The following is a 25,661-nucleotide window of genomic DNA, read 5'->3' on the forward strand; positions in this document are numbered from 1 at the left end:
CAGGGGCGCCCGCGGGAGGTCACTTCCAGAGGGCGCAGCGGCTTTCGGCCTTGGTCGTGAAGACTTCTTCGCCCTTGAGCTTCTGGATCACCTTGTAGTAATCCCACGGCTGCTTGGATTCGGCCGGCGACTTGACCTGCACCAGGTACATGTCGTGCACGAAGCGGCCGTCGGCGCGGATGTTGCCCTTGGCATAGAAGTCGTCGATGGGCGTGGACTTCAGCGTGGCCATGACCTTGTCGGCATCGACCGTCTTGGAGGCCTGCACGGCCTTCAGGTAGGTCATGGTGGCCGAGTAGTCGGCGGCCTGGATGTCGGTGGGCATGCGCTTGGTCTTCTCGAAGAAGCGCTTGCCGAAGGCGCGCGTCTTGTCGTCGAGGTTCCAGTCCCAGCTCGTGGTGAGCAGCAGGCCTTCGGTGTTCTTCAGGCCCAGGCTGTGCACGTCGGTGACGAACACCAGCAGGCCCACCATCTTCATGTTCTTGGTGATGCCGAACTCTTTCGCGGCCTTGATGCTGTTGATGGTGTCGCCGCCAGCATTGGCCAGCGCCAGCACCTGGGCCTTGGAGTTCTGCGCCTGCAGCAGGAACGACGAGAAGTCGGAGGTGTTCAGCGGGTGCTTCACGCTGCCCAGCACGGTGCCGCCCTTTTCCTTCACGACCTTGGTCGCGTCGGCTTCGAGCGCCTGGCCGAAGGCGTAGTCGGCGGTCAGGAAGTACCAGCTCTTGTCACCGCGGCCGATGACGGCCGAGCCGGTGCCCTTGGCGAGCGCCACGGTGTCGTAGGCGTAGTGCACGGTGTAGGGGGTGCACTGTTCGTTGGTGAGCGCCGAGCTGCCGGCACCGTTCACGATGAACACGCGCTTCTTCTCCTGCGCCACCTTGGCCATGGCCAAGCCGGTGCCCGAGCTGGTGCCGCCGAACAGCATGGTCAGGCCCTGCGTGTCGATCCACTCGCGCGCCTTCGAGGCGGCGATGTCGGCCTTGTTCTGGTGGTCGGCCGTGAGCAGCTCGATGGGCATGCCGTTGACCTTGCCACCGAAGTCGTCGATGGCCATCTGGATCGCCAGCGCGCCGTTCTTGCCTTCGACGTCGGCGTACAGGCTCGACATGTCGGTGATGAAGCCGATCTTGACCTTGTCCTGCGCCTGGGCGGCACCGGCGGCCAGCGCGGCGGCGGCGAATACGGCGGAGAGAGCGAATGTGGTGGTCTTCATGAATGGTGTTCCTGTGGGGTGTTCGGTGGTGTCACTTCCAGAGCGTGCACTTGGACTCGGCCTTGGTGGTGAACACGGTGTCGCCGGGCAGCTTCTTCACGAGCTTGTAGTAGTCCCACGGCGTCTTCGATTCGGCGGGCGACTTGACCTGCATCAGGTACATGTCGTGCACGTAGCGGCCGTCGGGACGGATCTGGCCGGTGCCGAAGAAGTCGTTGATCTTCATCTTCTTGAGCTCGGCCATGACCTTGTCGGCATCGTCGGTCTTGGCGGCGTCCACGGCCTTGAGGTAGGTCATGGTGGCCGAGTAGTCGGCGGCCTGGATTTCGGTGGGCATGCGCTTGGTCTTGTCGAAGAAGCGCTTGGAGAACTTGCGGGTCTCGTCGTTCAGGTCCCAGTACCAGCTGGTGGTGAACTGCAGGCCTTCGGTGTTCTTCAGGCCCAGGCTGTGCACGTCGCTCAAAAAGATCAGCAGGCCGGCCAGCTTCATGGTCTTGCCGATGCCGAATTCTTTCGCCGCCTTGATGCTGTTGACGGTGTCGCCGCCCGCATTGGCCAGGCCCAGGATCTGTGCTTTGGAGTTCTGCGCCTGCAGCAGGAACGACGAGAAGTCGGACGCGTTGAGCGGGTGGCGCACCGCGCCGACGATCGTGCCGCCCTTGGCCTTCACGACGGTGGAGGTGTCGGCTTCGAGCGCATGGCCGAAGGCGTAGTCGGCCGTGAGGAAGAACCAGCTCTTGCCGCCGCCGTCGACCACCGCGGAGCCGGTGCCCTTGGCGAGCGCGACGGTGTCGTAGGCGTAGTGCACGGTGTAGGGCGAGCACTGTTCGTTGGTGAGCACCGACGAGGCCGCGCCGTTGTTGAAGTACACGCGCTTCTTCTCGGCCGCGACCTTGGCCAGCGCCAGGCCGACGCCCGAGTTGGTGCCGCCGAAGACCATGCTCAGGCCTTGCGTGTCGATCCACTCGCGCGCCTTCGAGGCGGCGATGTCGGGCTTGTTCTGGTGGTCGACCGTGAGCAGCTCGACCGGCTTGCCGGCCGCCTTGCCGCCGAAGTCGTCGATGGCCATCTGGATCGCCAGCGCGCCGTTCTTGCCTTCGAGGTCGGCGTACAGGCTCGACATGTCGGTGATGAAGCCGATCTTGATCTTGTCCTGGCCTTGCGCCTGGGCGGACGCAGCGAGCGCCAGTGCGGTGAAAGCCAGGGCGAAAGCGGTGAGCTGATTTTTCATTGGGTGTCTCCGGCAGTAGCAAGAAGGGGTGAAAGAACTCAGACGCCGAGCAGCTCGGTCAGCACGGGCATCTTGGCTTCGAGTTCGGACGCACCGAATTTCTCGACGATGCGGCCGTGCTCCATCACGTAGAAACGGTCGGCCAGCGGCGCGGCGAAGCGGAAGTTCTGCTCGACCATGACGATGGTGTAGCCCTTGGCGCGCAGCGTGGTGATCATGCGGGCCAGCGCCTGCACGATGACCGGCGCCAGGCCTTCGGAAATCTCGTCGAGCAGCAGCAACTTGGCGCCGGTGCGCAGGATGCGCGCCACCGCGAGCATCTGCTGCTCGCCGCCCGACAGGCGCGTGCCCTGGCTGTGGCGGCGCTCGGCCAGGTTGGGGAACATGGCGTAGATCTCGTCGACCGACATGCCCGGCCCCGCGCCCTTCAGCTCGGGCGGCAGCATCAGGTTTTCTTCGCACGAGAGGCTGGCGAAGATGCCGCGCTCTTCGGGGCAATAGCCGATGCCCAGGTGCGCGATGCGGTGCGTCGCCATCGAAATGGTCTCGACGCCGTTGACCTTGATGCTGCCCTTGCGGGCGCCGGTGAGTCCCATCACGGCGCGCATCGTCGTCGTGCGGCCCGCGCCGTTGCGGCCCAGCAAGGTGACGACTTCGCCCGGCTGCACGACCATGTCGACGCCGTGCAGCACATGCGATTCGCCGTACCAGGCCTGCAGGCCCTTGATTTCGAGTGCAGCGGTCATGTCAGTGAGCCCCCTGCATCTGGCCGTCGGTGGTGCCCATGTAGGCTTCCATCACCTGCGGGTTCTTCGAGACTTCGGCGTACGGGCCTTCGGCCAGCACGGCGCCGCGCTGCAGCACCGTGATGGTGTCGGCAATGGTCGAGACCACGCTCATGTTGTGTTCGACCATCAGGATGGTGCGTCCGGCCGACACGCGCTTGATGAGCTCGGCCACGCGGTGCACGTCTTCGTGGCCCATGCCTTGCGTGGGTTCGTCGAGCAGCATCAGTTCGGGTTCCATGGCCAGCGTGGTGGCGATCTCGAGCGCGCGCTTGCGGCCGTAGGGCAGGTTGACGGTCTGTTCGTCGGCCAGGTCTTCGAGGCCCACCTCGGCGAGCAGTTCGCGGGCGCGCGCATCGAGCGGCTTGAGCGACTTCTCGCTCTTCCAGAAGTGGTACGAGGTGCCCAGCTTGCGCTGCAGGCCCAGGCGCACGTTCTCGAGCAGCGTGAGGTGCGGGAACACCGCGGAGATCTGGAACGAGCGGATCACGCCGCGCCGCGCAATCTGCGCCGGGCGTTCGCCCGTGATGTCGTGCCCGTTGAACAGGATCGTGCCGGCGGTCGGCTCGAGGAACTTCGTGAGCAGGTTGAAGCAGGTCGTCTTGCCGGCACCGTTGGGGCCGATGAGCGCGTGGATCGAGCCGCGCTTCACCGAGAGGTCAACCTTGCTGACCGCGGTGAATCCCTTGAATTCCTTGGTGAGCTGGCGTGTTTCAAGAATGACGTCGCTCATCTCGCGGCGTCGTCCGTGTGCGGAAAAAAGAAATCGGTCATGCGGTCCATCTCAATGCGCCACCATCGAGCGCGGACCGATTGTTGGGGGCCGCTATGCAATTGCATACTGGGGCAAATGCCTATGCTGCACTGCAACCATTCACAGAGTGCGCGGCCTCTGCGCGAGCGACTGTCGTCCCGACGACATTGCGCACTGCAACACGCCCACCTGCGAACGCGCGATGCGTGCACGCGCACAGGCATGAGGCGCTCGACCGTGCATGCGCCCTTCGCGAAAAACTTGCGCGCTCGCTGCACTGCAACGATGCTCTTTCACCCGGATTGAATCCATCACCGCCATGCCGAACCAGCCGAACTTCCGCTCGCCCGAATTCCTCACAGGCCACATCGCACACACGCTGGCGTTCTACGCGCCGCGCAGCCGCGATGCCTCGGGCGGCTTCTTCCATTTCTTCAAGGACGACGGCACGGTGTACGACCGCCGCACGCGCCACCTCGTGAGCAGCACGCGCTTCGTGTTCAACCACGCGATGGCGTGGCGCCGCTTCGGCCGGCCCGACGACCTTGCGGCGGTGCGGCACGGCCTCGCGTTTTTGCAGACCGCGCATGCGCAGCCGAATGGTGGCTATGCATGGCAGATCGACTGGGATGGCCATCAAGCCACCGTGCAGGACGGCACGCAACATTGCTACGGCATGGCCTTCGTGCTGCTCGCGCACGCGCATGCGCTGATGGCCGGCGTCGAGGAAGCGCGCGCCGGCCTCGCGCGCACCCGCGACCTGATGGAGCAGCATTTCTGGGAGCCGGCGCACCAGCTGTACGCCGACGAGGCCACCCCAAACTGGCAGGTCGGCCCCTACCGCGGCCAGAACGCCAACATGCACGCCTGCGAGGCCATGCTCGCGGCCTACGACGCCACGCGCGAGCCCTTCTACCTCGAGCGCGCACGCGCGCTGGCCGAAAGCATCACGGGCCGGCAGGCCGCGCTCGCCGACGGGCTGGTGTGGGAACACTACCGCCAGGACTGGTCGGTCGACTGGGACTACAACCGCGGCGACAAGACCAACATCTTCCGGCCCTGGGGTTTCCAGACCGGCCACCTCACCGAATGGACCAAGCTGCTGCTGCAGCTCGACAGCCACCTGGGCCCCGACGCGCCCGGCACCGAATGGATCGTGCCGCGCGCGCGCCACTTCTTCGACACCGCGATGCAGCGCGGCTGGGACGCCACGCACGGCGGGCTGGTCTACGGCTTCGGGCCCGACGGCGCGGTGTGCGACGGCGACAAGTACTTCTGGGTGCAGGCCGAGAGCTTCGCCGCCGCCGCCCTGCTCGCGGTGCGCACGGGCGACGCCGGCTACTGGGACTGGTACGACCGCATCTGGGCGTACAGCTGGAACCACTTCGTCGACCACGCGCACGGTGCGTGGTACCGCATCCTCACGCCGCAGAACGCGAAGATCAGCGACGAGAAGAGCCCGGCCGGCAAGACCGACTACCACACGATGGGCGCGTGCCATGACGTGTTGAAGGCGCTGGGCGCGTAAAAAACCCCAGGGTCCCGAAGGAGCCTGGGGTGATGAGGAGAAGGAGGCGCGTTGTCAGTGCGCGCCGGCCGCCGCATCGCCGCCCGCGCCGCCCTTTTGCGGCCGCGCCAGCCACACCAGCGGAATCAGCAGCAGGAACAGCACCGCCGAGGCATAGAAGATGTCGTTCGTTGCGAGCATGAACGCCTGCTGGTCGACGAGGCGGTTGATCTGCCCGAGCACCTGCTCGGTGCTGAAGCCGCTGCCCGTCAGCCCCGCAATGGCGCTGGTGGCCGCGCTGTTGCCGGGGTTCACCGACTCCACGAGCTGCGCATGATGCAGCGCCGCGCGGCTGTCCCACAGCGTGGTGGCGATCGACGTGCCCATCGCGCCCGCCGTGATCCGCAGGAAGTTCGACAGCCCCGACGCGGCCGGAATGCGGTCGGGCGTGAGGCCCGACAGCGTGATGGTCACGAGCGGGATGAAGAAGAACGCCATCGCGATGCCCTGAATGATCGTCGGAATGATGATCGTCACGAAGTCGGCCTGCGTGTTGAAGTTCGAGCGCATCCACAGCACCAGCGCAAACACGAGGAACGAGAAGGTCGCGTAGCGGCGCGGGTCGATCTTGGCCACCGTGAGCCCCACCACGGGCGAGAAGAAGATCGCCAGCATCCCGACGGGCGCCATGATCATCCCCGCCTGCGTGGCGGTGTAGCCCATCCACTGCTGCAGCCACAGCGGCAGCAGCACCACGTTGCCGAAGAACAGGCCGTAGGCAATGGCTGTGGCCACCGCACCCGACCAGAAGTTGCGGCGCTTGAACAGCGACAGGTCGACCACCGGGTGCTTGTCGGTCAGCTCCCAGACCAGGAAGAACGCAAAGCCGACCACGGCCACCACGGCCATCGTGACGATCTCGGCCGAGTGGAACCAGTCGAGCTCCTTGCCCTTGTCGAGCATGAGCTGCATCGAGCCGACCCACAGCACCAGCAGCGCCAGCCCGATGGCGTCGATCGGCACCTTGTGCGTCTTGCTCTCGCGCTTGTGATACAGCGTCCAGGTGATGGCCGCGGCCACGATGCCGACCGGGATGTTGATGTAGAAGATCCACGGCCACGAGATGTTGTCGGTGATCCAGCCGCCCAGCAGCGGCCCCATCACCGGCGCAACCAGCGTGGTCATCGACCACATGGCCATGGCCAGGCCCGCCTTGGCGCGCGGGTAGCTCGACAGCAGCAGCGTCTGCGACAGCGGAATCATCGGGCCCGCGACGAAGCCCTGCAGCGCGCGGAAGGCGATCAGCGTGGTCATGTTGGGCGCCAGGCCGCACAGCAGCGAGGCGATCATGAACAGGATCACGCTGGCCATGAACAGGCGCACCTGGCCGAAGCGCTGTGTCATGAAACCCGTGAGCGGCACCGCGATGGCGTTGGCCACCGCGAAGCTGGTGATGACCCAGGTGCCTTGCGTGGTGCTCACGCCAAGGTCGCCCGAGATGGCCGGCAGCGACACGTTCGCGATCGACGAGTCGAGCACGTTCATGAAGGTGGCGGCGGACAGCGCGACCGTGCCCCACACGCGGGCGGAGCCCTCGAGCGGGGGGTGCGCGATGTAAGCGGGAGCAGCAGTGGCCATGGCGCGGGTGTGAAGGTTCAGCGAATCAGCGCTGCGATCAGCCCGGCTGGCCCTGCGTGGCGACGTGCGCGGCCGGTGCCGCGTTGGAGGCCGCCGGACGGCTCACGGCCGCCGTGGGCGCGCCGCGGCCGAGGTTGGCGGCCACGATGCGGTCCACCTCGGCGTCAGCGCCGCGGTCGAGCTGGCTGTAGACCTGCGTCTGCGCGAAGGCGGTGCTGCGCGGCGCGTCGGCCAGCATCTTGCCGGTCTTCTGCGTGATGTCGATCTCGGCGTCCATCGACAGGCCGATGCGCAGCGGGTTGGCCTTGAGCTGCTCGGGGTCGAGCGCGATGCGCACGGGCACGCGCTGCACCACCTTGATCCAGTTGCCGGTGGCGTTCTGCGCCGGCAACAGCGCAAAGGCGGCGCCGGTGCCCACGCCCAGGCCGGCGACCTTGCCGGTGTACTCGACCTTCTTGCCGTACACGTCGGCCGTGAGCTTCACGGGCTGGTCGATGCGGATGTTGCGCAGCTGCACTTCCTTGAAGTTGGCGTCGACCCACAGCTGGTGCAACGGCACGATCGACATCATCGGCGTGCCGGCGGCCACGCGCTGGCCCAGCTGCACGGTGCGCTTGGCGACGTAGCCGTCGACCGGTGCGGGCATGGCCACGCGCTGCGTGGCGAGGTAGGCCTCGCGCACCTTGGCCGCAGCGGCCAGCACGCTCGGGTGCTGGGGCACGCTGGTGCCTTCGGTCAGCGACTGGTTGCTGGCCAGCGCCTCGCGCGCGGCGACCACGCCGGCCTGTGCGGCGGCCAGTGCGCTCTTGGCGTTGGCCAGTTGCGTCTCGGCGTGGTTGAGTTCTTCCTTCGACACGGCGCCGTTGCCCGACAGTGCACGGCGGCGCTGCAGGTCGTCCTGCGCCTTGGCGATGTCGCTCTGGGCCTTGGCGATGTCGGACTGGCGCAGCGTGACCTGCGCGGCCAGCGAGCCGTTGTTGGCGTACAGCGTGCGCACCTGGCGCACGGCCTGTGCGAGCGCGGCCTCGGCCTGCTCGAGCGCGACCTTGGCATCGGCCGGGTCGAGCTGCACCAGCGGCTGGCCGGCCTTCACGAAGTCGGTGTCGTCGGCGCCGATGGCCATGACGGTGCCGCCGATCTGCGGCGTGATCTGGATGACGTTGCCCTGCACGTAGGCGTTGTCGGTGTTCTCGTAGTGGCTGGCGACCAGCCATTCGTACAGGCCCCAGCCGCCACCGGCGACCAGCACCACGGCGGTGAGGGCGGTGAGTGCGCGGCGGCGCTTGCCGTTGCTTGCAGGCGCCTCGGGCGCTGCGGTGGTGGGCCCGTTGGAAGGCGTGGCGGAAGCGGATGTCGGAGTGTTGTTATCGCTCATGATGGAGTTCTTTCCGAAGAAGGCGGATCAGCAAATCAGTTCTGGGTGGCAGCCGTCGGGGCCGCAGCCGTGGCGGTGGCGGGTGGCTGCCAGCCGCCGCCCAGGGCGCGCGCCAGGCCCACCTGCGTGTCGAGGGCGCGGGCCGCCAGGTCGACCGCGAGCCGGCGCTGGGCCAGCACGGCGGTTTCGGCGGTCAGCACGTTGAGGTAGTTGCCCAGGCCCGCGCGGTAGCGCTGCACGGCAATGTCGTAGGCGCCTTCGGCGGCCGTCTGCGCGGCGCGCTGCTCGGTCTGCTGGCGCGTGATCGACTGCGCGCTCGACACCTGGTCGGCCGCGTCGCGCACGGCGTCGAGCACCGTGGCGTTGTAGCTTTCGATGGCCACGTCGAGGTCGGCCGACTTGCCGCGCAGGTTGGCACGCAGGCGCCCGCCTTCGAAGATCGGCAGGTGGATGGCCGGGCCCACGCCCCACTGCTCGCTGCCCGACTTGAGCAGCTTGCCTAGCCCCAAGCTCTGGAAGCCGGCAAAGGCCGTGAGGTTCACGTTGGGATAGAACTGGGTCTTGGCATTGGCCACGTCGCTGGTGGCGGCTTCGACGCGCCAGCGCGCGGCGGCGATGTCGGCGCGGCGGCCCAGCAGGTCGGCCGGAATGTTCGCCTGCAGCGCCATCGGCTTCACGCCGGCGAGCACCGGCGGCTTGAGCGAGGCCGACACGTTGGGCTGGCCCACGAGCGCATCGAGTGCGTGCTGCTGCAGCGCGATCTGCTCGTTGAGCGCTTCGATCTGCTGGCGCGCTTCAGGCAGGCCGCCTTCGCTCTGGCGCAGTTCGAGGCGGGTGTCGAGGCCGGCCGAGACGCGGTCGCGCACGAGCTTGAAGGTTTCGTCGCGCTGGGCCAGCGTGCGCCTGGCCACTTCGACCTGTTCGTTCAGGCGCGCCCACTGAAAGTAGCTGCGCGCCACGTTGCTAGCGAGCAGCACGCGCGCGGCATCGGCGTCGGCCGCGGCGGCATTGGCTGCGCCGAGGGCGGTGTCGAGTGCGCTGCGGTTCTTGCCGAAGAAGTCGAGCTCCCAGCTCGCGCCGAGCTGCAGCAGGCCGATGTTCTGCGTCGAGCCGCCCAGCGGCGCCGGGTAGATGTAGTTGCTGTTGAACTTCTGGCGGTTCAGGTTGAGGTCGGCGCCGACCTTGGGCAGCAGCGCCGCGCCGGCGATGTCCGCCGAGGCCTGCGCACGCACCAGCCGCGCACGCGCGACTTGCAGGTTCGGGTTGCCGGCCACGGCCTGGTCGACCAGCGCGTTGAGCTGGCTGTCGCCGAAGGCCTGCCACCACTGGCTGTCCAGGCTGGGCACCGTGGCGCGCGCGGGGTCGGCCGCGATGCCGAGCGTGGACGCATCGCGCAGCGTGGCGTGCGAGGCGATGCCGGCCATGTCGGCGCAGCCGGCGAGCGCGACCACCGCCAATGCGGCGGCCACGACAGGCGTGCGACGCAGCGCGCGCACGGCGAAAGACTCAGTCATTCTTCTCTCCACGGGCCGCGAGGCCCTGTGCGTTGTCGAGGATGCGGCGCAAGTAGTCCTTGAGCTGCTCCCATTCTTCGGTGGTGAAGCCGGCCAGGTACTCGTTCTGCACCCGGCTCAGCACATAGGGCACTTCCTTCGCGGCCGCACGGCCTTCGTCGGTGAGTTCGATGTTGACCACGCGGCGGTCTTCGAGCGAGCGCACGCGGCGGCACAGGCCCTTGGCTTCGAGGCGGTCGAGCAGGCGCGTCATGGCGCCGGTGTCGAGCTCGCAGGCGCGGGCCAGTTCGGCCACGGTGGTGGCGGCGCCGACGTGCAGCTTGTACAGCGGCACCCACTGCGGATAGGTGGGGCTGCCGGGCTCGCACATGCGCGTGCCGACCGTCTGGCCCACGGACGTGACGATGCGGCGCATGAGGTAGCCGATGCTCTCTTCGGCGCGGTAGTCCTCGGCGCGATAGAAATCGACGGGCGCGCGCACGGCCTCGTCGGTCGTCGGAGGAACCGGGGAAATGGGGGCATCGCTCATGCGGAAAATATTAGTTGCCATGGCAATTACTGTCAAGGCGACCTTTGTGAAGGCAAGGGCTCGGTAGAATCCGCGCCCATGGCTTCTTCCCCTCCGTCGTCCTCCGCAGCCAAGGGTTCGCCCCGCTCGCTGTCGGGGTTGCGCCCCTTCCTTCGCCCCTACCGCGTGCAGATCGTCCTGGCGGGGGTCTTCCTGGTGATGGCGGCCGTCACGACGCTGGCGTTCCCTATCGCCCTGCGCAGCCTGATTGATGGTGGCTTGGTCAGCGCCGACAAGGGCGCGCAGACCATGGCGCTGCGCGAGCACTTCGGCGCCCTCTTCGCGGTGGCCGTGGCGCTGGGTCTGTTTTCGGCCGCGCGCTTCTATACGGTGAGCTGGCTCGGCGAGCGCGTCACGGCCGACCTGCGCAACGCGGTCTACGGCCATGTGCTGCAGCAGAGCCCGGCCTTCTTCGAGACCACGCAAACCGGCGAGGTGCTGTCGCGCCTCACGGCTGACACCACGCTCGTGCAGACGGTCGTCGGCTCGTCGCTGAGCATGGGCCTGCGCAATGCCGTCATGGGCGTGGGCGCGCTGGCGGTGCTGGTCTGGACCAATCCTTATGTGATGGTGCAGGTGCTGGGCATCCTTGTGCTGGTGGTACTGCCGAGCATGTGGTTCGGCCGCCGTGTGCGCAAGCTGTCGCGCGCCAGCCAGGACCGCGTGGCCGACTCGAGCGCCATCGCGGCCGAGGTGCTGAACGCGATTCCCGTGGTGCAGAGCTACACGGCCGAAGGCCGCGAGGCCGACCGCTTCAACGGCTCGACCGAGAACGCCTTCCAGACCGCCGTGCGCCGCACGCGCGCGCGCTCGGTGCTCGTGGCCTTCATCATCATCGCCACCTCGGCCGCCCTGCTCTGGGGCCTGTACGAAGGCACGCAGGCCGTGCTGCGCGGCGACATCACGGCCGGCCACCTGGGCCAGACGGTGGTGTACGTGGCGATCCTGGCAAGCGCCACGGCCGTGCTCGGCGAGGTGTACGGCGACCTGCTGCGCGCAGCCGGCGCCACCGAGCGCCTGATGGAACTGCTGCATGCCCCGACGGCCATCGCCTCACCCGCACGCCCGGCGGTCGCGCCCGTTCCCGCGGCGGGCAGCGCCATCCGCTTCGACGCGATCACCTTCCATTACCCCTCGCGTCCGGGCACGCCGGCGTTGCGCGATTTCAGCCTGGACATCGCGCCCGGCGAAACCGTGGCGCTGGTGGGATCGAGCGGCGCGGGCAAGAGCACGGTGTTCCAGCTGCTGCTGCGCTACTACGACCCGCAGTCGGGCCGCATCGTGCTCGACGGCGCGTCGCTCGATGCGCTCGCGTTGCACGACCTGCGCACCCGCATCGGCCTCGTGCCGCAGGACGCGGTGATCTTTTCGGCCAGCGCCTTCGAGAACATCCGCTACGGCCGGCCCGAGGCCAGCGCCGACGAGGTGCACGCCGCAGCGCGTGCGGCCTTTGCGCACGACTTCCTGCAGGCCCTGCCCGAAGGCTACGACACCTTTCTGGGTGAACGCGGCGTGCGGTTGTCGGGCGGCCAGCGCCAGCGCATCGCCATCGCGCGAGCCATCTTGAAGAACCCGCCGCTGCTGCTGCTCGACGAAGCCACCAGCGCGCTCGATGCCGAGAGCGAACGCATGGTGCAGGCCGCGCTGGAGTCAGCGATGGAAAACCGCACCACGCTCGTGATCGCCCACCGCCTGGCGACCGTGCAGAAGGCCGACCGCATCATCGTGCTGGACCACGGCGGCATCGTCGAACAGGGAACGCACGCGGCGCTGGTCGCGCAAGGCGGCGTGTACGCGCGGCTGGCCGCACTGCAGTTCACGGCCTGACCCGATCGGGACGGTCGGTTACTGCAGGGTTTCTTTGAGCGCCGCCGGTATCGGCAGCGCCATCACCGGAATGCCTTCGTCGAGCAGCGCCTCGGTCTGCTCCGGCGTGGCCTGGCCGCGGATGCCGCGTTCGGCGGTTTCGCCGTAGTGCATCTTGCGTGCCTCGTCGGCGAAGCGGTCGCCGACGTCTTCGGTCTTCGCCAGCACTTCGCGCACGGCGCGCATCCAGCGGGCTTCAGGTGATGAAGTCGAGGTGGCTGCCGGTGCTTGAGCGGATGGCGATGCGGGCGCCGATGGCGTGTGGGCTACATCGCGCCCTTCTTCCTTCGGCGCCTTGGCGTTGCTCAAGTTCAGGCGCGGTGCGCTCAGCAGCTTGACGATCGAGGTGTCGCCGCAGACGGGGCACTCGACGAGGCCGCTCGCGAGCTGGCTGTCAAACGCCTCGTTGGACGCGAACCAGCCCTCGAAGCCGTGGCCGTGCGTGCAGCGGAGATCGAGAACCTTCATGCGCGGATTATCCCGCGCCGCCTTGCGAGGCTGCGGCCTGCCAATCCAGTGCCCATGCGCCCGAGAGGACGTTCTGCAGCCACAGGGCGCAAGTGAGCGTCTTTGCGTCGGTCACGGTGCCGTCGCGGCACCAGCCGATGAGTTCCTGCGGCGTGGCAGTGAACACGTCGAGAAACTCGCCATGGTCGAGCTTGCGCTCGCCCAACGAGAGGCCGCGTGCAAAGTAGATGTGGATGATCTCGGTCGAGTACGCCACTGCCAGGTGCATGGCACCCGCATGCGCCCATTCGCGCGCGGTGTAGCCGGTCTCTTCGAGCAGCTCGCGCTGGCCGCACAGCAGCGGATCTTCGCCGGCGTCGAGCTTGCCCGCGGGAAACTCGACGATCACGCGGTCCACCGGGTAGCGGAACTGGCGCTCCAGCACCACGCGGCCGTCGTCGAGCAGCGGAATCACCACCACCGCGCCGGGATGCACGACGTACTCGCGCGTGGCGTTGTGGCCGTCGGGCAGGCGGATGGTGTCGCGCTTGGCGTGCAGGAACTTGCCCTTGAAGAGCTCTTCGCTGCTGACGAGCGCTTCCTTCAGATGCAAGTCGGCGGTGGTGGCGATGGGAGAAGTCATGTCGGTCAGTGCCTGTGCTTCATCAGGTAGCGCCAGGTGAACCCCGGGAAGGCCAGCACGACGAACAGCGAAGCCGTCACCGCGTAGAACTCCCAGCCCTGGGCTGCGATCTGCCCTGCCCTGCGTTCGAACAGCAGGCCGATGCCGCCGGCAATGAAGTACAGCACCACCAGTTCGCCGAAGCGGATGGCGAGCGACTTGTGCTTGGCCGACAGCGGCACCGCCCCGAACAGGCGCTCATTGAGGAACGGCAGGTTCGCGGCCGCCAGGGCCACCAGCAGCACCACCCAGACCGACGCGGTTTGCGACACCGTGTTGCGGACCGCGTCAGTGGGCCAGCGTGGCCGCGATGGCGTCGTAGCACAGCGTCATCAGACCGCCGGGCAGCACGCCAAGAATCAGGATCAGCGCGCCGTTGATCGTGAGCACGGTGCGCACGTCGAACGAGGCCGACACGGTGGTCGCCGTGACAGGCGCGTCGAAGTACATGACCTTGACCACGCGCAGGTAGTAGAAGGCGCCGATCAGCGACATGACCACGGCGAACACCGCCAGGCCGATATAGATGGCGGCACCCGAGGCGATCAGCGCCTGCAGCACGGCCAGTTTCGCGTAGAAGCCGACGAGCGGCGGCAGACCGGCCAGCGAGAACATCGCGATGGCCATCACGCCGGCGTACAGCGGGCTGCGCTGGTTCAGGCCGGCCAGGTCGGTGATCTCTTCGCTTTCGAAGCCTTCGCGCGCCAGCAGCAGGATGATGCCGAAGCTCGCCAGCGTGGTCAGCACGTAGGTGATGACGTAGAACATCGAGGCGCTGTAGGCGGCCTGCGCGTTCTGCGTGCCCTGCTGGTCGGAACCCGCCACCAGGCCCAGCAGCATGAAGCCCATCTGAGCGATGGTCGAGTAGGCCAGCATGCGCTTGAGGTTGCTCTGCGCAATGGCCGCCAGGTTGCCGATCACCAGCGAGGCGATCGCCAGCACGGCCAGCATCTGCTGCCAGTCGATGGCCAGCGGCTGCAGGCCGTCGACCAAGAGGCGGATGATGATGCCGAAGGCAGCCAGCTCGGGCGCGGCACCGATCAGCAGCGTGACCGCCGTCGGCGCGCCCTGGTAGACGTCGGGCACCCACATGTGGAACGGTGCAGCGCCGACCTTGAAGGCCAGGCCCGCCACGATGAAGACCAGGCCGAACACCAGCACCTGGTGGTTCACCTTGCCGGTCGAGATCGCCTTGAAGACTTCGTTCAGGTCGAGCGAGCCGGTCGCGCCGTACATCATCGACAGGCCGTACAGCAGGAAGCCGCTGGCCATGGCGCCGAGCACGAAGTACTTCATGGCGGCTTCGCTGGCCACCGCGTTGTCGCGGCGCAGGGCCACGAGCGCGTAGCTCGACAGCGTGAGCAGCTCGAGGCCGAGGTAGATCAGCAGGAAGTTGCTGCCACCGATCATCACGAACATGCCCAGCAGCGCCAGCATGCTGATCGTGAACATCTCGCCGCCGCGCAGCATCTCGCGGTCGGCCGCGTAGGGACGGCCGTAGACCAGCGTCACCATCAGGGCGAGCGAGGCGAAGCACTTGAGCCAGTTGCCCATGGAGTCGCTCACCACCATGCCGCCGAAGCCGTAGGCGGTCTTGCCGCCGACAGCGGCCAGGCCCGTGAGCACGGCGACGGCCGCCAGCGTGAGCAGCGTCAGGATGTAGGTGCGGGTGCGGCGCGGGCTCGTGTCCGACAGGTCGACCAGCGCAATGATGCAGGCCATGACCAGCAACACGATTTCGGGGTAGATCGTCACCCAGCTGAGTTTGTCAATCATCTCGTTCTCTTCTTCAGCGTGGCATCAGACGGGCAGCTTCGAAATCGCCACATGGCGCAGAAGCTCGACGACGGAGGCATCCATCGCGTCGGTGAAAGGCTTCGGATACAGACCCATCCAGAGCACGGCGATCGCCAGCAGCGACAGCATCAGGAACTCGCGGGCATTGATGTCCTTCAGTTCCTTGACGTGGTCGTTGGCGACCGGGCCCAGGTACACGCGCTTGTACATCCACAGGGTGTAGGCGGCACCGAAGATCAGTGCGGTGGCGGCCCCCAGGCCGATCCAGAAGTTGGCCTTCACGGCGCCCAGGATCACCATCCACTCGCCCACGAAACCGGCGGTGCCCGGCAGGCCGCAGTTGGCCATGGCGAACAGCAGCGCGAACGCGGCGAACTTGGGCATGGTGTTGACCACGCCGCCGTAGTCGGCGATCTGGCGCGAGTGCACGCGGTCGTACAGCACGCCGATGCCCAGGAACATGGCGCCCGACACGAAGCCGTGGGCAATCATCTGCACGATGCCGCCGGACACGCCGAGCTCGTTGAAGATGAAGAAGCCCAGCGTCACGAAGCCCATGTGGGCCACCGACGAGTACGCCACCAGCTTCTTCATGTCCTGCTGCACCAGCGCAACGAGGCCCACGTAGATCACGGCGATGAGCGACAGCGCGATCATGAGCCACGCCCATTCATGCGAAGCGTCAGGCGCGATGGGCATCGAGAAGCGCAGGAAACCATAGGCACCCAGCTTCAGCATGACCGCGGCCAGCACGGCCGAACCGCCCGTGGGGGCTTCAACGTGCACGTCGGGCAGCCAAGTGTGGACCGGCCACATCGGCACCTTGACGGCGAAGGCCGCGAAGAAGGCGAAGAACAGGAAGGTCTGCGCGGTCGAACCCAGCGGCAGCTTGTGCCAGCTCAGGATGTCGAAGCTGCCGCCCGACTTGTTGTACAGGAAGATCAGCGCGACCAGCATCAGCAGCGAGCCGAGCAGCGTGTACAGGAAGAACTTGAACGCCGCGTAGATCTTGTTCGGACCGCCCCAGATGCCGATGATCAGGTACATCGGGATCAGCGTGGCTTCGAAGAACACGTAGAACAGGATGCCGTCGAGCGCGGAGAACACGCCGATCATGAAACCCGACAGGATCAGGAACGCGCCCATGTACTGGTTCACGCGCTCGGTGATCACTTCCCAGGCCGAGATCACGACCACGACCGTGATGAACGAGGTCAGCAGCACCAGCCACAGCGACATGCCGTCGATGCCCAGGTGGTAGTTGACGTTGAAGCGCGAGATCCAGCTCGTCTTCTCGACGAACTGCATCGCGGCGGTTCCGTTCTGGAAGCGCGTAAACAGCGGCACCGTGACCAGGAAGCTCACGATGGCACCGACGAGCGCGACCCAGCGCACGCCCTTGGCGTGCTCGTCGCGGCCAAACGCCAGCAGCGCGGCGCCGAATGCGATCGGCACCCAGATGGCAAGGCTCAACAAACCCATTTTTCTTTTTCTCCAGCGTTCGGGCTCAACGTTTGAACCAGACGAAGTACGTCATCAGGATGAAGATGCCCAGCAGCATCGCAAAGGCGTAGTGGTAGATGAAGCCCGTCTGCAGCCAGCGAATGACACCTGCGACGCGCCCCACCACCTTCCAGGACCCGTTGACGATCGTGCCGTCGATCAGGCCTTGGTCACCGCCCTTCCACAGGCCGGTACCGAGCATGCGGGTACCGCGGGCGATGATGTTCTCGTTGATCCAGTCGAGGTAGTACTTGTTCTCGAGCAGGCGGTACAGCGGGCCGAAGGTCCGCTTGATGGCGGCCGGCAGCGCCGGGTTCATCATGTACATGTAGTACGAGAGCGCCACGCCGGCCAGTGCCAGCCAGAACGGTGCGGTCTGCAGGCCGTGGATCGCCATGGCGACCGGGCCGTGGAAGGCTTCCTTCAGTTCGCCCATCGCGTGGTGCTTGGCACCATCGACAAAGATCGCGTCCTTGAAGAAGCTGCCGAACAGCATCGGATCGATGGTCATGAAGCCGATCACCACCGAGGGGATCGCCAGCAGCACCAGCGGCAGCCAGACCACCATCGGCGATTCGTGCGGCTTGTGGGCGTCGTGGCCATGGCCGTGATCGTCGTGACCGTGATCGCCATGCGCATCGTGCGCATGGTCGTCATGGTGCGCGTCGGGGTTCTGGTCGTAGCGTTCCTTGCCGTGGAAGACCAGGAAGTACATGCGGAACGAGTAGAACGCCGTCACGAACACGCCGGCCAGCACCGCGTAGTAGGCGAACTGCGCGCCCCACAGGTGGCTTTCATGCACGGCTTCGATGATGCTGTCCTTCGAGTAGAAGCCCGAGAACAGCGGCGTGCCGATGAGTGCGAGCGAACCCAGCAGCGAGGTGATCCAGGTGATGGGCATGTACTTGCGCACGCCGCCCATCCAGCGGATGTCCTGGTTGTGGTGCATGCCGATGATCACCGAGCCTGCGCCGAGGAACAGCAGCGCCTTGAAGAAGGCGTGCGTCATCAGGTGGAACACCGCGACCGAGTAGGCCGAGGCACCGAGCGCCACGGTCATGTAGCCGAGCTGCGAGAGCGTCGAGTACGCAACCACGCGCTTGATGTCGTTCTGGATGATGCCCAGGAAACCCATGAACAGCGCGGTGATGGCACCGATCACGAGGATGAAGCTCAGGGCCGTGTCGCTCAGCTCGAACAGCGGCGACATACGCGCCACCATGAAGATGCCGGCCGTCACCATCGTTGCCGCGTGGATCAGCGCTGAGATGGGGGTCGGGCCTTCCATCGAGTCGGGCAGCCACACGTGCAACGGGAACTGGGCGCTCTTGCCCATCGCGCCGATGAACAGGCAGATGCAGATCACCGTGATGAGCATCCACTCGGTGCCCGGGAAGGTGATGCCGGCCAGCATGTTGGCCTTGGCGAAGGCTTCGGTGTAGTTCAGCGTGCCTGCATAGGCGGCGATCAGGCCAATGCCCAGGATGAAGCCGAAGTCGCCCACGCGGTTGACCAGGAAGGCCTTCATGTTCGCGAAGATGGCCGTGGGCTTGTTGAACCAGAAGCCGATCAGCAGGTACGACACCAGGCCCACCGCTTCCCAGCCGAAGAACAGCTGGAGCATGTTGTTGCTCATGACGAGCATCAGCATCGAGAAGGTAAAGAGCGAGATGTACGAGAAGAAGCGGTTGTAGCCGTCGTCTTCCTCCATGTAGCCGATGGTGTAGATGTGGACCATCAGCGACACGAAGGTCACGACGCACATCATCATGGCCGTGAGGCCGTCGACCAGGAAGCCGACTTCCATCTTCAGGCCGCCGACGATCATCCACTCGTAGAGCGTCTGGTTGAAGCGGGCACCGTCGACGATGACCGACTTCAGCGTCAGCGCCGAGATCACGAAGGCGACGAACACGCCCAGGATGGTCAGCGAATGCGTGACCTTGCGGCCGATGTGGTTGCCGCCGAACTTCGTGCCAAACAGGCCGGCAAGTGCGGCGCCGACCAGGGGTGCCAGCGGCACGGCCAGCAAGGTGGATGCGGAAAGGGTTGCGCTCATACTGCTGTCAACCCTTGAGCGAGTTGAGTTCGTCGACGTTGATGCTCGACTTGTTGCGGAACAACAGGACCAGCAACGCGAGGCCGATGGCCGATTCGGCCGCCGCCACCGTCAGGATGAAGAACACGAAGATCTGGCCGTGCATGTCGCCCAGGTAGTGCGAGAAGGCCACGAAGTTCATGTTGACCGCGAGCAGCATCAGCTCGATGGCCATGAGCAGCACGATCAGGTTCTTGCGGTTCAGGAAGATGCCGATCACCGACAGCGCGAAGAGCATCGCGCCGAGCGAGAGAAAGTGTCCGAGCGTGATCGTCATGCCTTGTTTTCCTTTGCAGCATCCGCTGCCGGGGCCTCAACCACCGGCTCGGCCGCACGCGTGACGGGCATCTGCACGATGCGCACGCGGTCGCGCGCCTTCACGCGCACCTGGTCCGACGGGTTGACGTACTTGCTGTCCTTGCGGGTGCGCAGCGTCAGTGCAATGGCGGCAATGATGGCCACCAGCAGGATGACGGCGGCGATTTCGAGCGGGTACAGGTATTCGGAATACAGCAGCTTGCCCAGCTCGAGCGTGTTCGAGCTGTTGGGCGAAGTCGTCGCCATGGCGCGCGGGCCTTCGCCCAGACGGAAGCCGCCCATGAGCACGGCGGCCATTTCGAGTGCGATGAGCGCACCCACGCCTGCGGCCAGCGGGAAGTGCTTCCAGAAGCCCTCTCGCAGGCCGTCGACGTCGATGTCCAGCATCATCACGACGAACAGGAACAGCACCATCACGGCGCCGACGTACACGAGCACCAGTGCGATCGCGAGGAACTCGGCACGCAGCAGCAGCCAGATGGCCGAGGCCTGGAAGAAAGCCAGCACCAGGTACAGCGCGGCGTACACGGGATTGCGGGAGGTGATGACGCGGAAGGCTGCAAACAGCAGCACCGCGGCAAAGAGATAGAACAGACCGGTCTTGACGTCCATTGGAATTCGATTGGTACGGGTTTCGAGCGGAGCCGGCTCAGCGGTACTTGGCGTCGGCCGCCTTGTTCGCCGCGATTTCTTTTTCGTAGCGATCGCCCACGGCCAGCAGCATGTCCTTGGTGAAGTACAGGTCGCCGCGTTTTTCGCCGTGGTATTCGAAGATGTGCGTCTCGACGATCGAGTCGACCGGGCAGCTCTCTTCGCAGAAGCCGCAGAAAATGCACTTGGTCAGGTCGATGTCGTAGCGCGTGGTACGGCGCGAGCCGTCGTCACGCACGTCGGACTCGATGGTGATCGCCAGCGCGGGGCACACGGCCTCGCAGAGCTTGCAGGCGATGCAGCGCTCTTCGCCGTTCTCGTAGCGGCGCAGCGCGTGCAGGCCACGGAAGCGCGGCGACAGCGGCGTCTTCTCTTCGGGGAACTGCACGGTGATCTTGCGCGCGAAGGCGTACTTGCCCGTGATGGCCAGGCCCTTGAACAGCTCGAACAGCATGAAGCTGCCCAGGAAGTCCTTGAGCGAGAACGGGGCGGAGGCCAGCTTGGAGGAGCGCGAGAGCCCCCCGGCGGTGTGTGAAGCAGTCATGATGTCGTCGCTTCCTGCTTATTTCCAGATGTTGAACGGCGTCTGCATCCAGCCACCGACCACGACCAGCCACACCAGGGTGACGGGAATGAAGATCTTCCAGCCCAGACGCATGATCTGGTCGTAACGGAAGCGCGGGAACGTCGAGCGAACCCACAGGAACATGGTGACCACGCAGAAGGTCTTGAGGCCCAGCCAGATCCAGCCTGGAATGAAGCTCAGGAACTCGAACGGCGGCAGCCATCCGCCGAGGAACAGGATGACGGTCAGGATCGAGACCAGCCACATGTTGGCGTACTCGGCCAGGAAGAACATCGCGAAGCTCATGCCCGAGTACTCGATCATGTGGCCGGCCACGATTTCGGACTCGCCTTCCACCACGTCGAACGGGTGACGGTTGGTTTCGGCCAGGCCCGAGATGAAGTAGACGACGAAGATCGGCAGCAGCGGCAGCCAGTTCCACGACAGGAAGCCGATGCCCAGGTCCTGGAACATGCCCTTGCCCTGCACCGTCACGATGTCGGACATGTTCAGGCTGCCCGTGACCATCAGTACCACGACGAAGCAGAAGCCCATCGCGATTTCGTAGCTCACCATCTGTGCCGAGGCGCGCAGCGCGCCCAGGAAGGCGTACTTCGAGTTCGAGGCCCAGCCGGCGATGATCACGCCGTACACCTCGAGCGAGGTGATGGCCATCACGAACAGCAGGCCGGCGTTGATGTTGGCCAGCGCCACATCAGGGCCGAAGGGAATCACGGCCCATGCGGCGAGCGCCGGCATGATGGTCATGATGGGGCCGAGCAGGAACAGGCCCTTGTTGGCGACCGTCGGAAGAATGATTTCCTTGGTCATCAGCTTGAGCGCGTCGGCGATCGGCTGCAGCAGGCCCAGCGGCCCGATGCGGTTCGGGCCCACACGGATCTGCGTGAAGCCGATGGCCTTGCGTTCCCACAGCGTGAGGTACGCCACGGCACCCATCAGCGGAATCACGACGACGATGATCTTGATCAGCGTCCAGATCACGGGCCAGATGACGGCGGTCCACCAGCCTGCGGCCACCAGCCCCAGGCCGAAGCCATGAATGGTGTCGATCATGCCAATGCCTCCTCGGCCTGAGCCGGCGCACCCGGTGCGGTCGATGCGTTGCGCGCATCGGCGGTCAGTTGCAGCGACGGTGCGCGACGCACGATCGAGTCGAGCTGGTAGATGCTCGCGACCACGGGCGCAGCCACTGGGCCGCTGGCAGCAACGGCCTTGGCGGACGTGGCGTTGCTCAGCGCGTTCGCCGGCACGGTGCCCTTGTCACCGACGGTGGCCAGCACCTCGGCGGTCGATTCGAAGGCGAAGCCCGGCAGGCCGAGCAGGTTCGCCAGCACGCGCAGCACCTTCCAAGCCGGACGCGTTTCGCCTTGCGGCTTCACGACGGCATGGAAACCTTGCAGGCGGCCTTCGGCATTGACGAAGGTGCCGGGCGTTTCGGTGAACGGGGCGATGGGCAGCAGCACGTCGCTGAACTCGAGGTTGGCCTTGAAGGGGCTCAGCGTGACCACCATCTGCGCATTGCCGATGACATCGGCGGCGGCAGCACCGGCGGCCGAGTCGAACACCGGCTCGGTGTTCAGCAGCAGCACGGCCTTGAGGCCGGAGCCGGCGGCGAGCATGCGACCGGCATCGAGACCGCCGTTCTGCGGAAAGGCACCCACGAGCTGTGCGCCCACGGTGTTGCCCGCTTCGGTCAGGTAGCCGACGGTGGCGCCGGTCTGTGCGCCGATCCAGTTCGCAAGGGCCAGCAGGCTGCTGGCTTGCGCGTGGTGCGCGGCAGCGTTGCCGAGCAGAATCGCCTTGCGCTCGCCGCTCAGCAGCGAGGCTGCGATGGCTTGTGCGGCGGCATCCGGTTCGTTCTTCGGTGCCAGCGGTGCGGCAGCGCCCTGGGTCTGGCCGATGGCAACGGCCACGGCGGCCAGCGCCTCGACCCATTGGTCGGCTTCGACGATGGACGCTTGCGCCACGTCGATGGCCCAGGCACCGCGGTCGGCCATGAGGCTGGACGAGGTGATCACCGACAGCGCGGCGCCCTTGCGCACGGCCTGGCGGATGCGCTGTGCGAACAACGGATGTTCCTTGCGCAGGTTCGAACCGACGACCAGCGCGCGCTGCACTTGCGTGAGCGAGGCGATCGACGTGCCGAGCCAACGCACGCCTTCGAAGGCCGTGAATTCGGCGTTGCGCAGGCGGTAGTCGATGTTGTCGCTGCCGAGTTCACGCGTGAGCATGGCGGCGAGTTGCAGCTCTTCGAGCGTGCTGTGCGGGCTGACCAGCGTGCCGATGCTTTGCGCACCATGGTCGGTCTTGATCTGCTTGAGGCCGTTGGCAACGTATTCAAGCGCCGTCTGCCAGTCGACCTGTTGCCACTGGCCGCCCTGCTTGAGCATCGGCTGCGTCAGGCGTTCCGTGCCGTTGAGCGCTTCGTACGAGAAGCGGTCGCGGTCGGCAATCCAGCATTCGTTGACGTCTTCGTTCTCGAGCGGCACCACGCGCATCACGCGGTTGTTCTTGACCTGGACGATCAGGTTGGCACCGGTGGAGTCGTGCGGGCTCACCGACTTGCGGCGCGACAGTTCCCAGGTGCGGGCGCTGTAGCGGAAGGGCTTGCTCGTGAGCGCGCCGACCGGGCAGATGTCGATCATGTTGCCCGACAGTTCGGAGTCGACCGAGTCGCCGAGGAAGGTTTCGATTTCGGAGTGCTCGCCGCGGTGCGACATGCCGAGCTCCATCACGCCGGCCACTTCCTGGCCGAAACGGACGCAGCGCGTGCAATGGATGCAGCGGCTCATTTCCTCCATGCTGATCAGCGGGCCGACGTCCTTGTGGAACACGACGCGCTTTTCTTCTTCGTAGCGCGAAGAAGAACCGCCGTAGCCCACGGCCAGATCCTGCAGCTGGCATTCGCCGCCCTGGTCGCAGATGGGGCAATCCAGCGGGTGGTTGATCAGCAGGAACTCCATGACGGACTGCTGGGCCTTGATGGCCTTGTCGCTCTTGGTGCGAACGATCATGCCCTGCGTGACGGGCGTGGCGCAGGCCGGCATCGGCTTGGGCGCTTTTTCCACGTCGACCAGGCACATGCGGCAGTTGGCCGCGATGCTGAGTTTCTTGTGATAGCAGAAGTGCGGAATGTAGGTGCCCGCCTTTTCGGCCGCATGCATCACCATGCTGCCTTCGGTCACTTCGACCTTCTTGCCGTCGAGTTCGATTTCGATCATGTCTGTATTTCTTCTCGCACTCAGGCCTTGACGGGCGCCGTCGGGACGTGACCCGGAATCAGGGCCTCGAACTCATGGCGGAAGTGCTTGATCATGGCGCGCACGGGCATCGCTGCCGCATCGCCGAGCGCACAGATGGTGCGGCCCATGATGTCGCCGGCCACGGAGTCCAGCAACTGCATGTCGCTGGGCTTGCCTTGCCCGTTGTGGATGCGGTCCACCACGCGGTAGAGCCAGCCCGTGCCTTCGCGGCAGGGGGTGCACTGACCGCAGGACTCGTGCATGTAGAAGTACGAGAGGCGCTTGAGCGACTCGACCATCGAGCGTGTGTCGTCCATGACGATCACCGCGCCCGAGCCCAGCATGGAGCCGGCCTTGGCGATGGAGTCGTAGTCCATGGTGCAGGCCATCATGATGTCGGCCGGCAGCACCGGCGACGACGAGCCGCCGGGAATCACCGCCTTGAGCGTGCGACCCTTGCGCACGCCGCCGGCCAGTTCGAGCAGCTTGGAGAACGGTGTGCCCATGGGCACTTCGTAGTTGCCGGGCAACTCGACATCACCGCTCACCGAGTAGATCTTGGTGCCGCCGTTGTTCGGCTTGCCGCACTCGAGGTAGGCCTGGCCGCCGTTGCGGATGATCCAGGGCACCGCTGCGAAGGTTTCGGTGTTGTTGATGGTGGTCGGCTTGCCGTACAGGCCGAAGCTGGCCGGGAACGGCGGCTTGAAGCGCGGCTGGCCCTTCTTGCCTTCGAGCGATTCGAGCAGCGCGGTTTCTTCGCCGCAGATGTAGGCACCGAAGCCGTGGGCCGCGTGCAACTGGAAGTTGTACGTGCTGCCCATGATCTTGTCGCCGAGATAGCCCGCGGCACGCGCTTCTTCGAGGGCGGCCTCGAAGCGGTCGTAGCTCTGGAAGATCTCGCCGTGGATGTAGTTGTAGCCCACGCTGATGCCCATCGCATACGCGGCGATGGCCATGCCTTCGATCACGATGTGCGGGTTGAACTGCAGGATGTCGCGGTCCTTGCACGTGCCGGGCTCGCCTTCGTCCGAATTGCAGACGAGGTACTTCTGGCCGGGGAACTGGCGGGGCATGAAGCTCCACTTCAGGCCGGTCGGGAAGCCGGCGCCGCCACGGCCGCGCAGGCCCGAGGCCTTCACTTCGGCGATCACCTGGTCGGGCGTGAGGCCCTCGGTGAGGATCTTGCGCAGCGCCTGGTAGCCGCCGCGTGCCTCGTAGTCGGCCAGATGCCAGTTGGTGCCGTCGAGGCCTGCATAGATCTGAGCGCCGATGTGGCGGTCATGGAAGCAGGTCTGGACACCGGTGGCCTGGAATTGCGAGAGAACCTGTTCGGGCGTTATCACGAAGCCTCCCCTGGCTTGGCACTGCGCAAACCGTCGATGAGCTGGTCGAGCTTGTCGTTACTCATGAAGCTGCACATGGTGCGGTCGTTGACCAGCATCACGGGCGAATCGGCGCAAGCGCCCAGGCACTCGCTCTGCTGCAGCGTGAACAGGCCGTCGTCGGTGGTCTCGCCCATCTTGATGCCGAGCTTCTTCTCGAGGTGCACGAGCGCGGTGACGCCGTCACGCAGTTGGCATGGCAGGTTGGTGCACACGTTGAGCTTGAACTTGCCCACCGGATGCTGGTTGTACATGTTGTAGAAGGTCGTCACTTCGTGCACGGCGATGGGCGCCATGCCGAGGTAGGCGGCGATCTCGCGCTCGCGCTGCACGCTCACGAAGCCTTCGTCCTGCTGGACGATGGCGAGGCAGGCCATCACGGCCGATTGCTTTCCGGCTTCGGGGTACTTCGCGACCTCGCGCGCAAAGCGCTCGAGAATGGCGGCCTTCAACGGCGCCGAAGGCACCGCGTCATGGTGATGGGTTGAGGAAGTCGTCATT

23 protein-coding genes are annotated in these 25,661 nt (G+C 65.9%); 2 read left to right on the top strand and 21 right to left on the bottom strand.

Annotated features, from left to right (window positions below; translation table 11 throughout):
* Nucleotides 1-19: 19 nt before the first annotated feature.
* Genes RZE79_RS20500 through RZE79_RS20515 form a run of 4 tightly spaced genes read right to left on the bottom strand, consistent with a single transcriptional unit; the run spans nt 20 to nt 3,965 of the window.
* Complete coding sequence (locus RZE79_RS20500; protein WP_319356436.1) at nt 20-1,216, bottom strand: ABC transporter substrate-binding protein; 1,197 nt, start codon at nt 1,214-1,216, stop codon at nt 20-22.
* 31 nt (nt 1,217-1,247) lie between these two features.
* Nucleotides 1,248-2,447, bottom strand: coding sequence for an ABC transporter substrate-binding protein (locus RZE79_RS20505; protein ID WP_319356438.1), 1,200 nt, complete (start codon nt 2,445-2,447; stop codon nt 1,248-1,250).
* Nucleotides 2,448-2,485: 38 nt separating this feature from the next.
* Nucleotides 2,486-3,193, bottom strand: coding sequence for an ABC transporter ATP-binding protein (locus RZE79_RS20510; protein WP_153283079.1), 708 nt, complete (start codon nt 3,191-3,193; stop codon nt 2,486-2,488).
* A gap of 1 nt (nt 3,194) precedes the next feature.
* Nucleotides 3,195-3,965, bottom strand: coding sequence for an ABC transporter ATP-binding protein (locus tag RZE79_RS20515; protein WP_099790985.1), 771 nt, complete (start codon nt 3,963-3,965; stop codon nt 3,195-3,197).
* Nucleotides 3,966-4,305: 340 nt separating this feature from the next.
* Here RZE79_RS20515 and RZE79_RS20520 point away from each other — a divergent pair, with 340 nt between their 5' ends.
* Entirely contained in the window at nt 4,306-5,514 is a 1,209-nt protein-coding gene (locus RZE79_RS20520; RefSeq protein WP_319356442.1) for an AGE family epimerase/isomerase, read from the top strand.
* Between the two features lie 54 nt (nt 5,515-5,568).
* Here the strand turns inward: RZE79_RS20520 and RZE79_RS20525 are convergent, their stop codons facing one another.
* From RZE79_RS20525 to RZE79_RS20540, 4 genes are read right to left on the bottom strand one after another with little or no spacing between them, the layout of a single operon-like run.
* Nucleotides 5,569-7,131 carry a DHA2 family efflux MFS transporter permease subunit gene (locus RZE79_RS20525; RefSeq protein ID WP_153283070.1) on the bottom strand — a complete coding sequence of 521 codons (1,563 nt, stop codon included), beginning with the start codon at nt 7,129-7,131 and terminating at the stop codon, nt 5,569-5,571.
* A gap of 37 nt (nt 7,132-7,168) precedes the next feature.
* Nucleotides 7,169-8,506 carry an efflux RND transporter periplasmic adaptor subunit gene (locus tag RZE79_RS20530; RefSeq protein WP_319356445.1) on the bottom strand — a complete coding sequence of 446 codons (1,338 nt, stop codon included), beginning with the start codon at nt 8,504-8,506 and terminating at the stop codon, nt 7,169-7,171.
* A 35-nt stretch (nt 8,507-8,541) separates the two neighbouring features.
* Entirely contained in the window at nt 8,542-10,020 is a 1,479-nt protein-coding gene (locus RZE79_RS20535; RefSeq protein WP_319356447.1) for an efflux transporter outer membrane subunit, read from the bottom strand.
* The gene (locus RZE79_RS20540; RefSeq protein ID WP_153283067.1) at nt 10,013-10,549 is read right to left on the bottom strand and encodes a MarR family winged helix-turn-helix transcriptional regulator; all 537 of its coding nucleotides are present in this window, start codon (nt 10,547-10,549) and stop codon (nt 10,013-10,015) included. The genes RZE79_RS20535 and RZE79_RS20540 overlap by 8 nt, the downstream gene beginning before the upstream one ends.
* A gap of 78 nt (nt 10,550-10,627) precedes the next feature.
* Between RZE79_RS20540 and RZE79_RS20545 the strand changes: the two genes are divergently transcribed.
* Complete coding sequence (locus RZE79_RS20545) at nt 10,628-12,415, top strand: ABC transporter transmembrane domain-containing protein (protein WP_153283066.1); 1,788 nt, start codon at nt 10,628-10,630, stop codon at nt 12,413-12,415.
* An 18-nt stretch (nt 12,416-12,433) separates the two neighbouring features.
* Here RZE79_RS20545 and RZE79_RS20550 read toward each other — a convergent pair whose 3' ends face one another.
* From RZE79_RS20550 to nuoE, 13 genes are read right to left on the bottom strand one after another with little or no spacing between them, the layout of a single operon-like run.
* Nucleotides 12,434-12,922 carry a DUF1178 family protein gene (locus RZE79_RS20550; RefSeq protein ID WP_319356450.1) on the bottom strand — a complete coding sequence of 163 codons (489 nt, stop codon included), beginning with the start codon at nt 12,920-12,922 and terminating at the stop codon, nt 12,434-12,436.
* Nucleotides 12,923-12,929: 7 nt separating this feature from the next.
* Nucleotides 12,930-13,544 (bottom strand): NUDIX hydrolase, encoded by a 615-nt coding sequence (locus tag RZE79_RS20555; RefSeq protein ID WP_319356452.1) that lies wholly within the window; start codon nt 13,542-13,544, stop codon nt 12,930-12,932.
* 5 nt (nt 13,545-13,549) lie between these two features.
* Complete coding sequence (locus RZE79_RS20560) at nt 13,550-13,855, bottom strand: DUF2818 family protein (RefSeq protein WP_099791001.1); 306 nt, start codon at nt 13,853-13,855, stop codon at nt 13,550-13,552.
* A gap of 16 nt (nt 13,856-13,871) precedes the next feature.
* Entirely contained in the window at nt 13,872-15,359 is a 1,488-nt protein-coding gene (gene nuoN, locus RZE79_RS20565; RefSeq protein ID WP_319356455.1) for an NADH-quinone oxidoreductase subunit NuoN, read from the bottom strand.
* Between the two features lie 24 nt (nt 15,360-15,383).
* The gene (locus RZE79_RS20570; protein WP_319356457.1) at nt 15,384-16,862 is read right to left on the bottom strand and encodes an NADH-quinone oxidoreductase subunit M; all 1,479 of its coding nucleotides are present in this window, start codon (nt 16,860-16,862) and stop codon (nt 15,384-15,386) included.
* 25 nt (nt 16,863-16,887) lie between these two features.
* Nucleotides 16,888-18,942 carry an NADH-quinone oxidoreductase subunit L gene (gene nuoL / locus RZE79_RS20575; protein ID WP_319356459.1) on the bottom strand — a complete coding sequence of 685 codons (2,055 nt, stop codon included), beginning with the start codon at nt 18,940-18,942 and terminating at the stop codon, nt 16,888-16,890.
* Nucleotides 18,943-18,949: 7 nt separating this feature from the next.
* Nucleotides 18,950-19,258 (bottom strand): NADH-quinone oxidoreductase subunit NuoK, encoded by a 309-nt coding sequence (nuoK, locus tag RZE79_RS20580; protein ID WP_099791009.1) that lies wholly within the window; start codon nt 19,256-19,258, stop codon nt 18,950-18,952.
* On the bottom strand, nt 19,255-19,911 hold the full coding sequence (locus tag RZE79_RS20585; protein WP_099791011.1) for an NADH-quinone oxidoreductase subunit J: 657 nt from the start codon (nt 19,909-19,911) through the stop codon (nt 19,255-19,257). Before RZE79_RS20585 ends, nuoK begins: the two co-directional genes overlap by 4 nt.
* 37 nt (nt 19,912-19,948) lie before the next feature.
* Entirely contained in the window at nt 19,949-20,494 is a 546-nt protein-coding gene (gene nuoI, locus RZE79_RS20590) for an NADH-quinone oxidoreductase subunit NuoI (protein WP_101489708.1), read from the bottom strand.
* A gap of 18 nt (nt 20,495-20,512) precedes the next feature.
* The gene (gene nuoH / locus RZE79_RS20595; RefSeq protein WP_319356462.1) at nt 20,513-21,589 is read right to left on the bottom strand and encodes an NADH-quinone oxidoreductase subunit NuoH; all 1,077 of its coding nucleotides are present in this window, start codon (nt 21,587-21,589) and stop codon (nt 20,513-20,515) included.
* Nucleotides 21,586-23,757, bottom strand: a complete 2,172-nt coding sequence (gene nuoG, locus RZE79_RS20600; RefSeq protein ID WP_319356464.1) for an NADH-quinone oxidoreductase subunit NuoG — start codon at nt 23,755-23,757, stop codon at nt 21,586-21,588. The genes nuoH and nuoG overlap by 4 nt, the downstream gene beginning before the upstream one ends.
* Nucleotides 23,758-23,777: 20 nt before the next feature.
* Entirely contained in the window at nt 23,778-25,118 is a 1,341-nt protein-coding gene (gene nuoF / locus RZE79_RS20605; protein WP_070063112.1) for an NADH-quinone oxidoreductase subunit NuoF, read from the bottom strand.
* Nucleotides 25,118-25,660 (bottom strand): NAD(P)H-dependent oxidoreductase subunit E, encoded by a 543-nt coding sequence (nuoE, locus tag RZE79_RS20610; RefSeq protein ID WP_319356466.1) that lies wholly within the window; start codon nt 25,658-25,660, stop codon nt 25,118-25,120. The genes nuoF and nuoE overlap by 1 nt, the downstream gene beginning before the upstream one ends.
* Nucleotide 25,661: the final 1 nt, after the last annotated feature.

The sequence above is a fragment of the Variovorax sp. EBFNA2 genome, assembly GCF_033802765.1.
GTDB classification, from domain to species: Bacteria; Pseudomonadota; Gammaproteobacteria; order Burkholderiales; family Burkholderiaceae_C; genus Variovorax; species Variovorax paradoxus_H.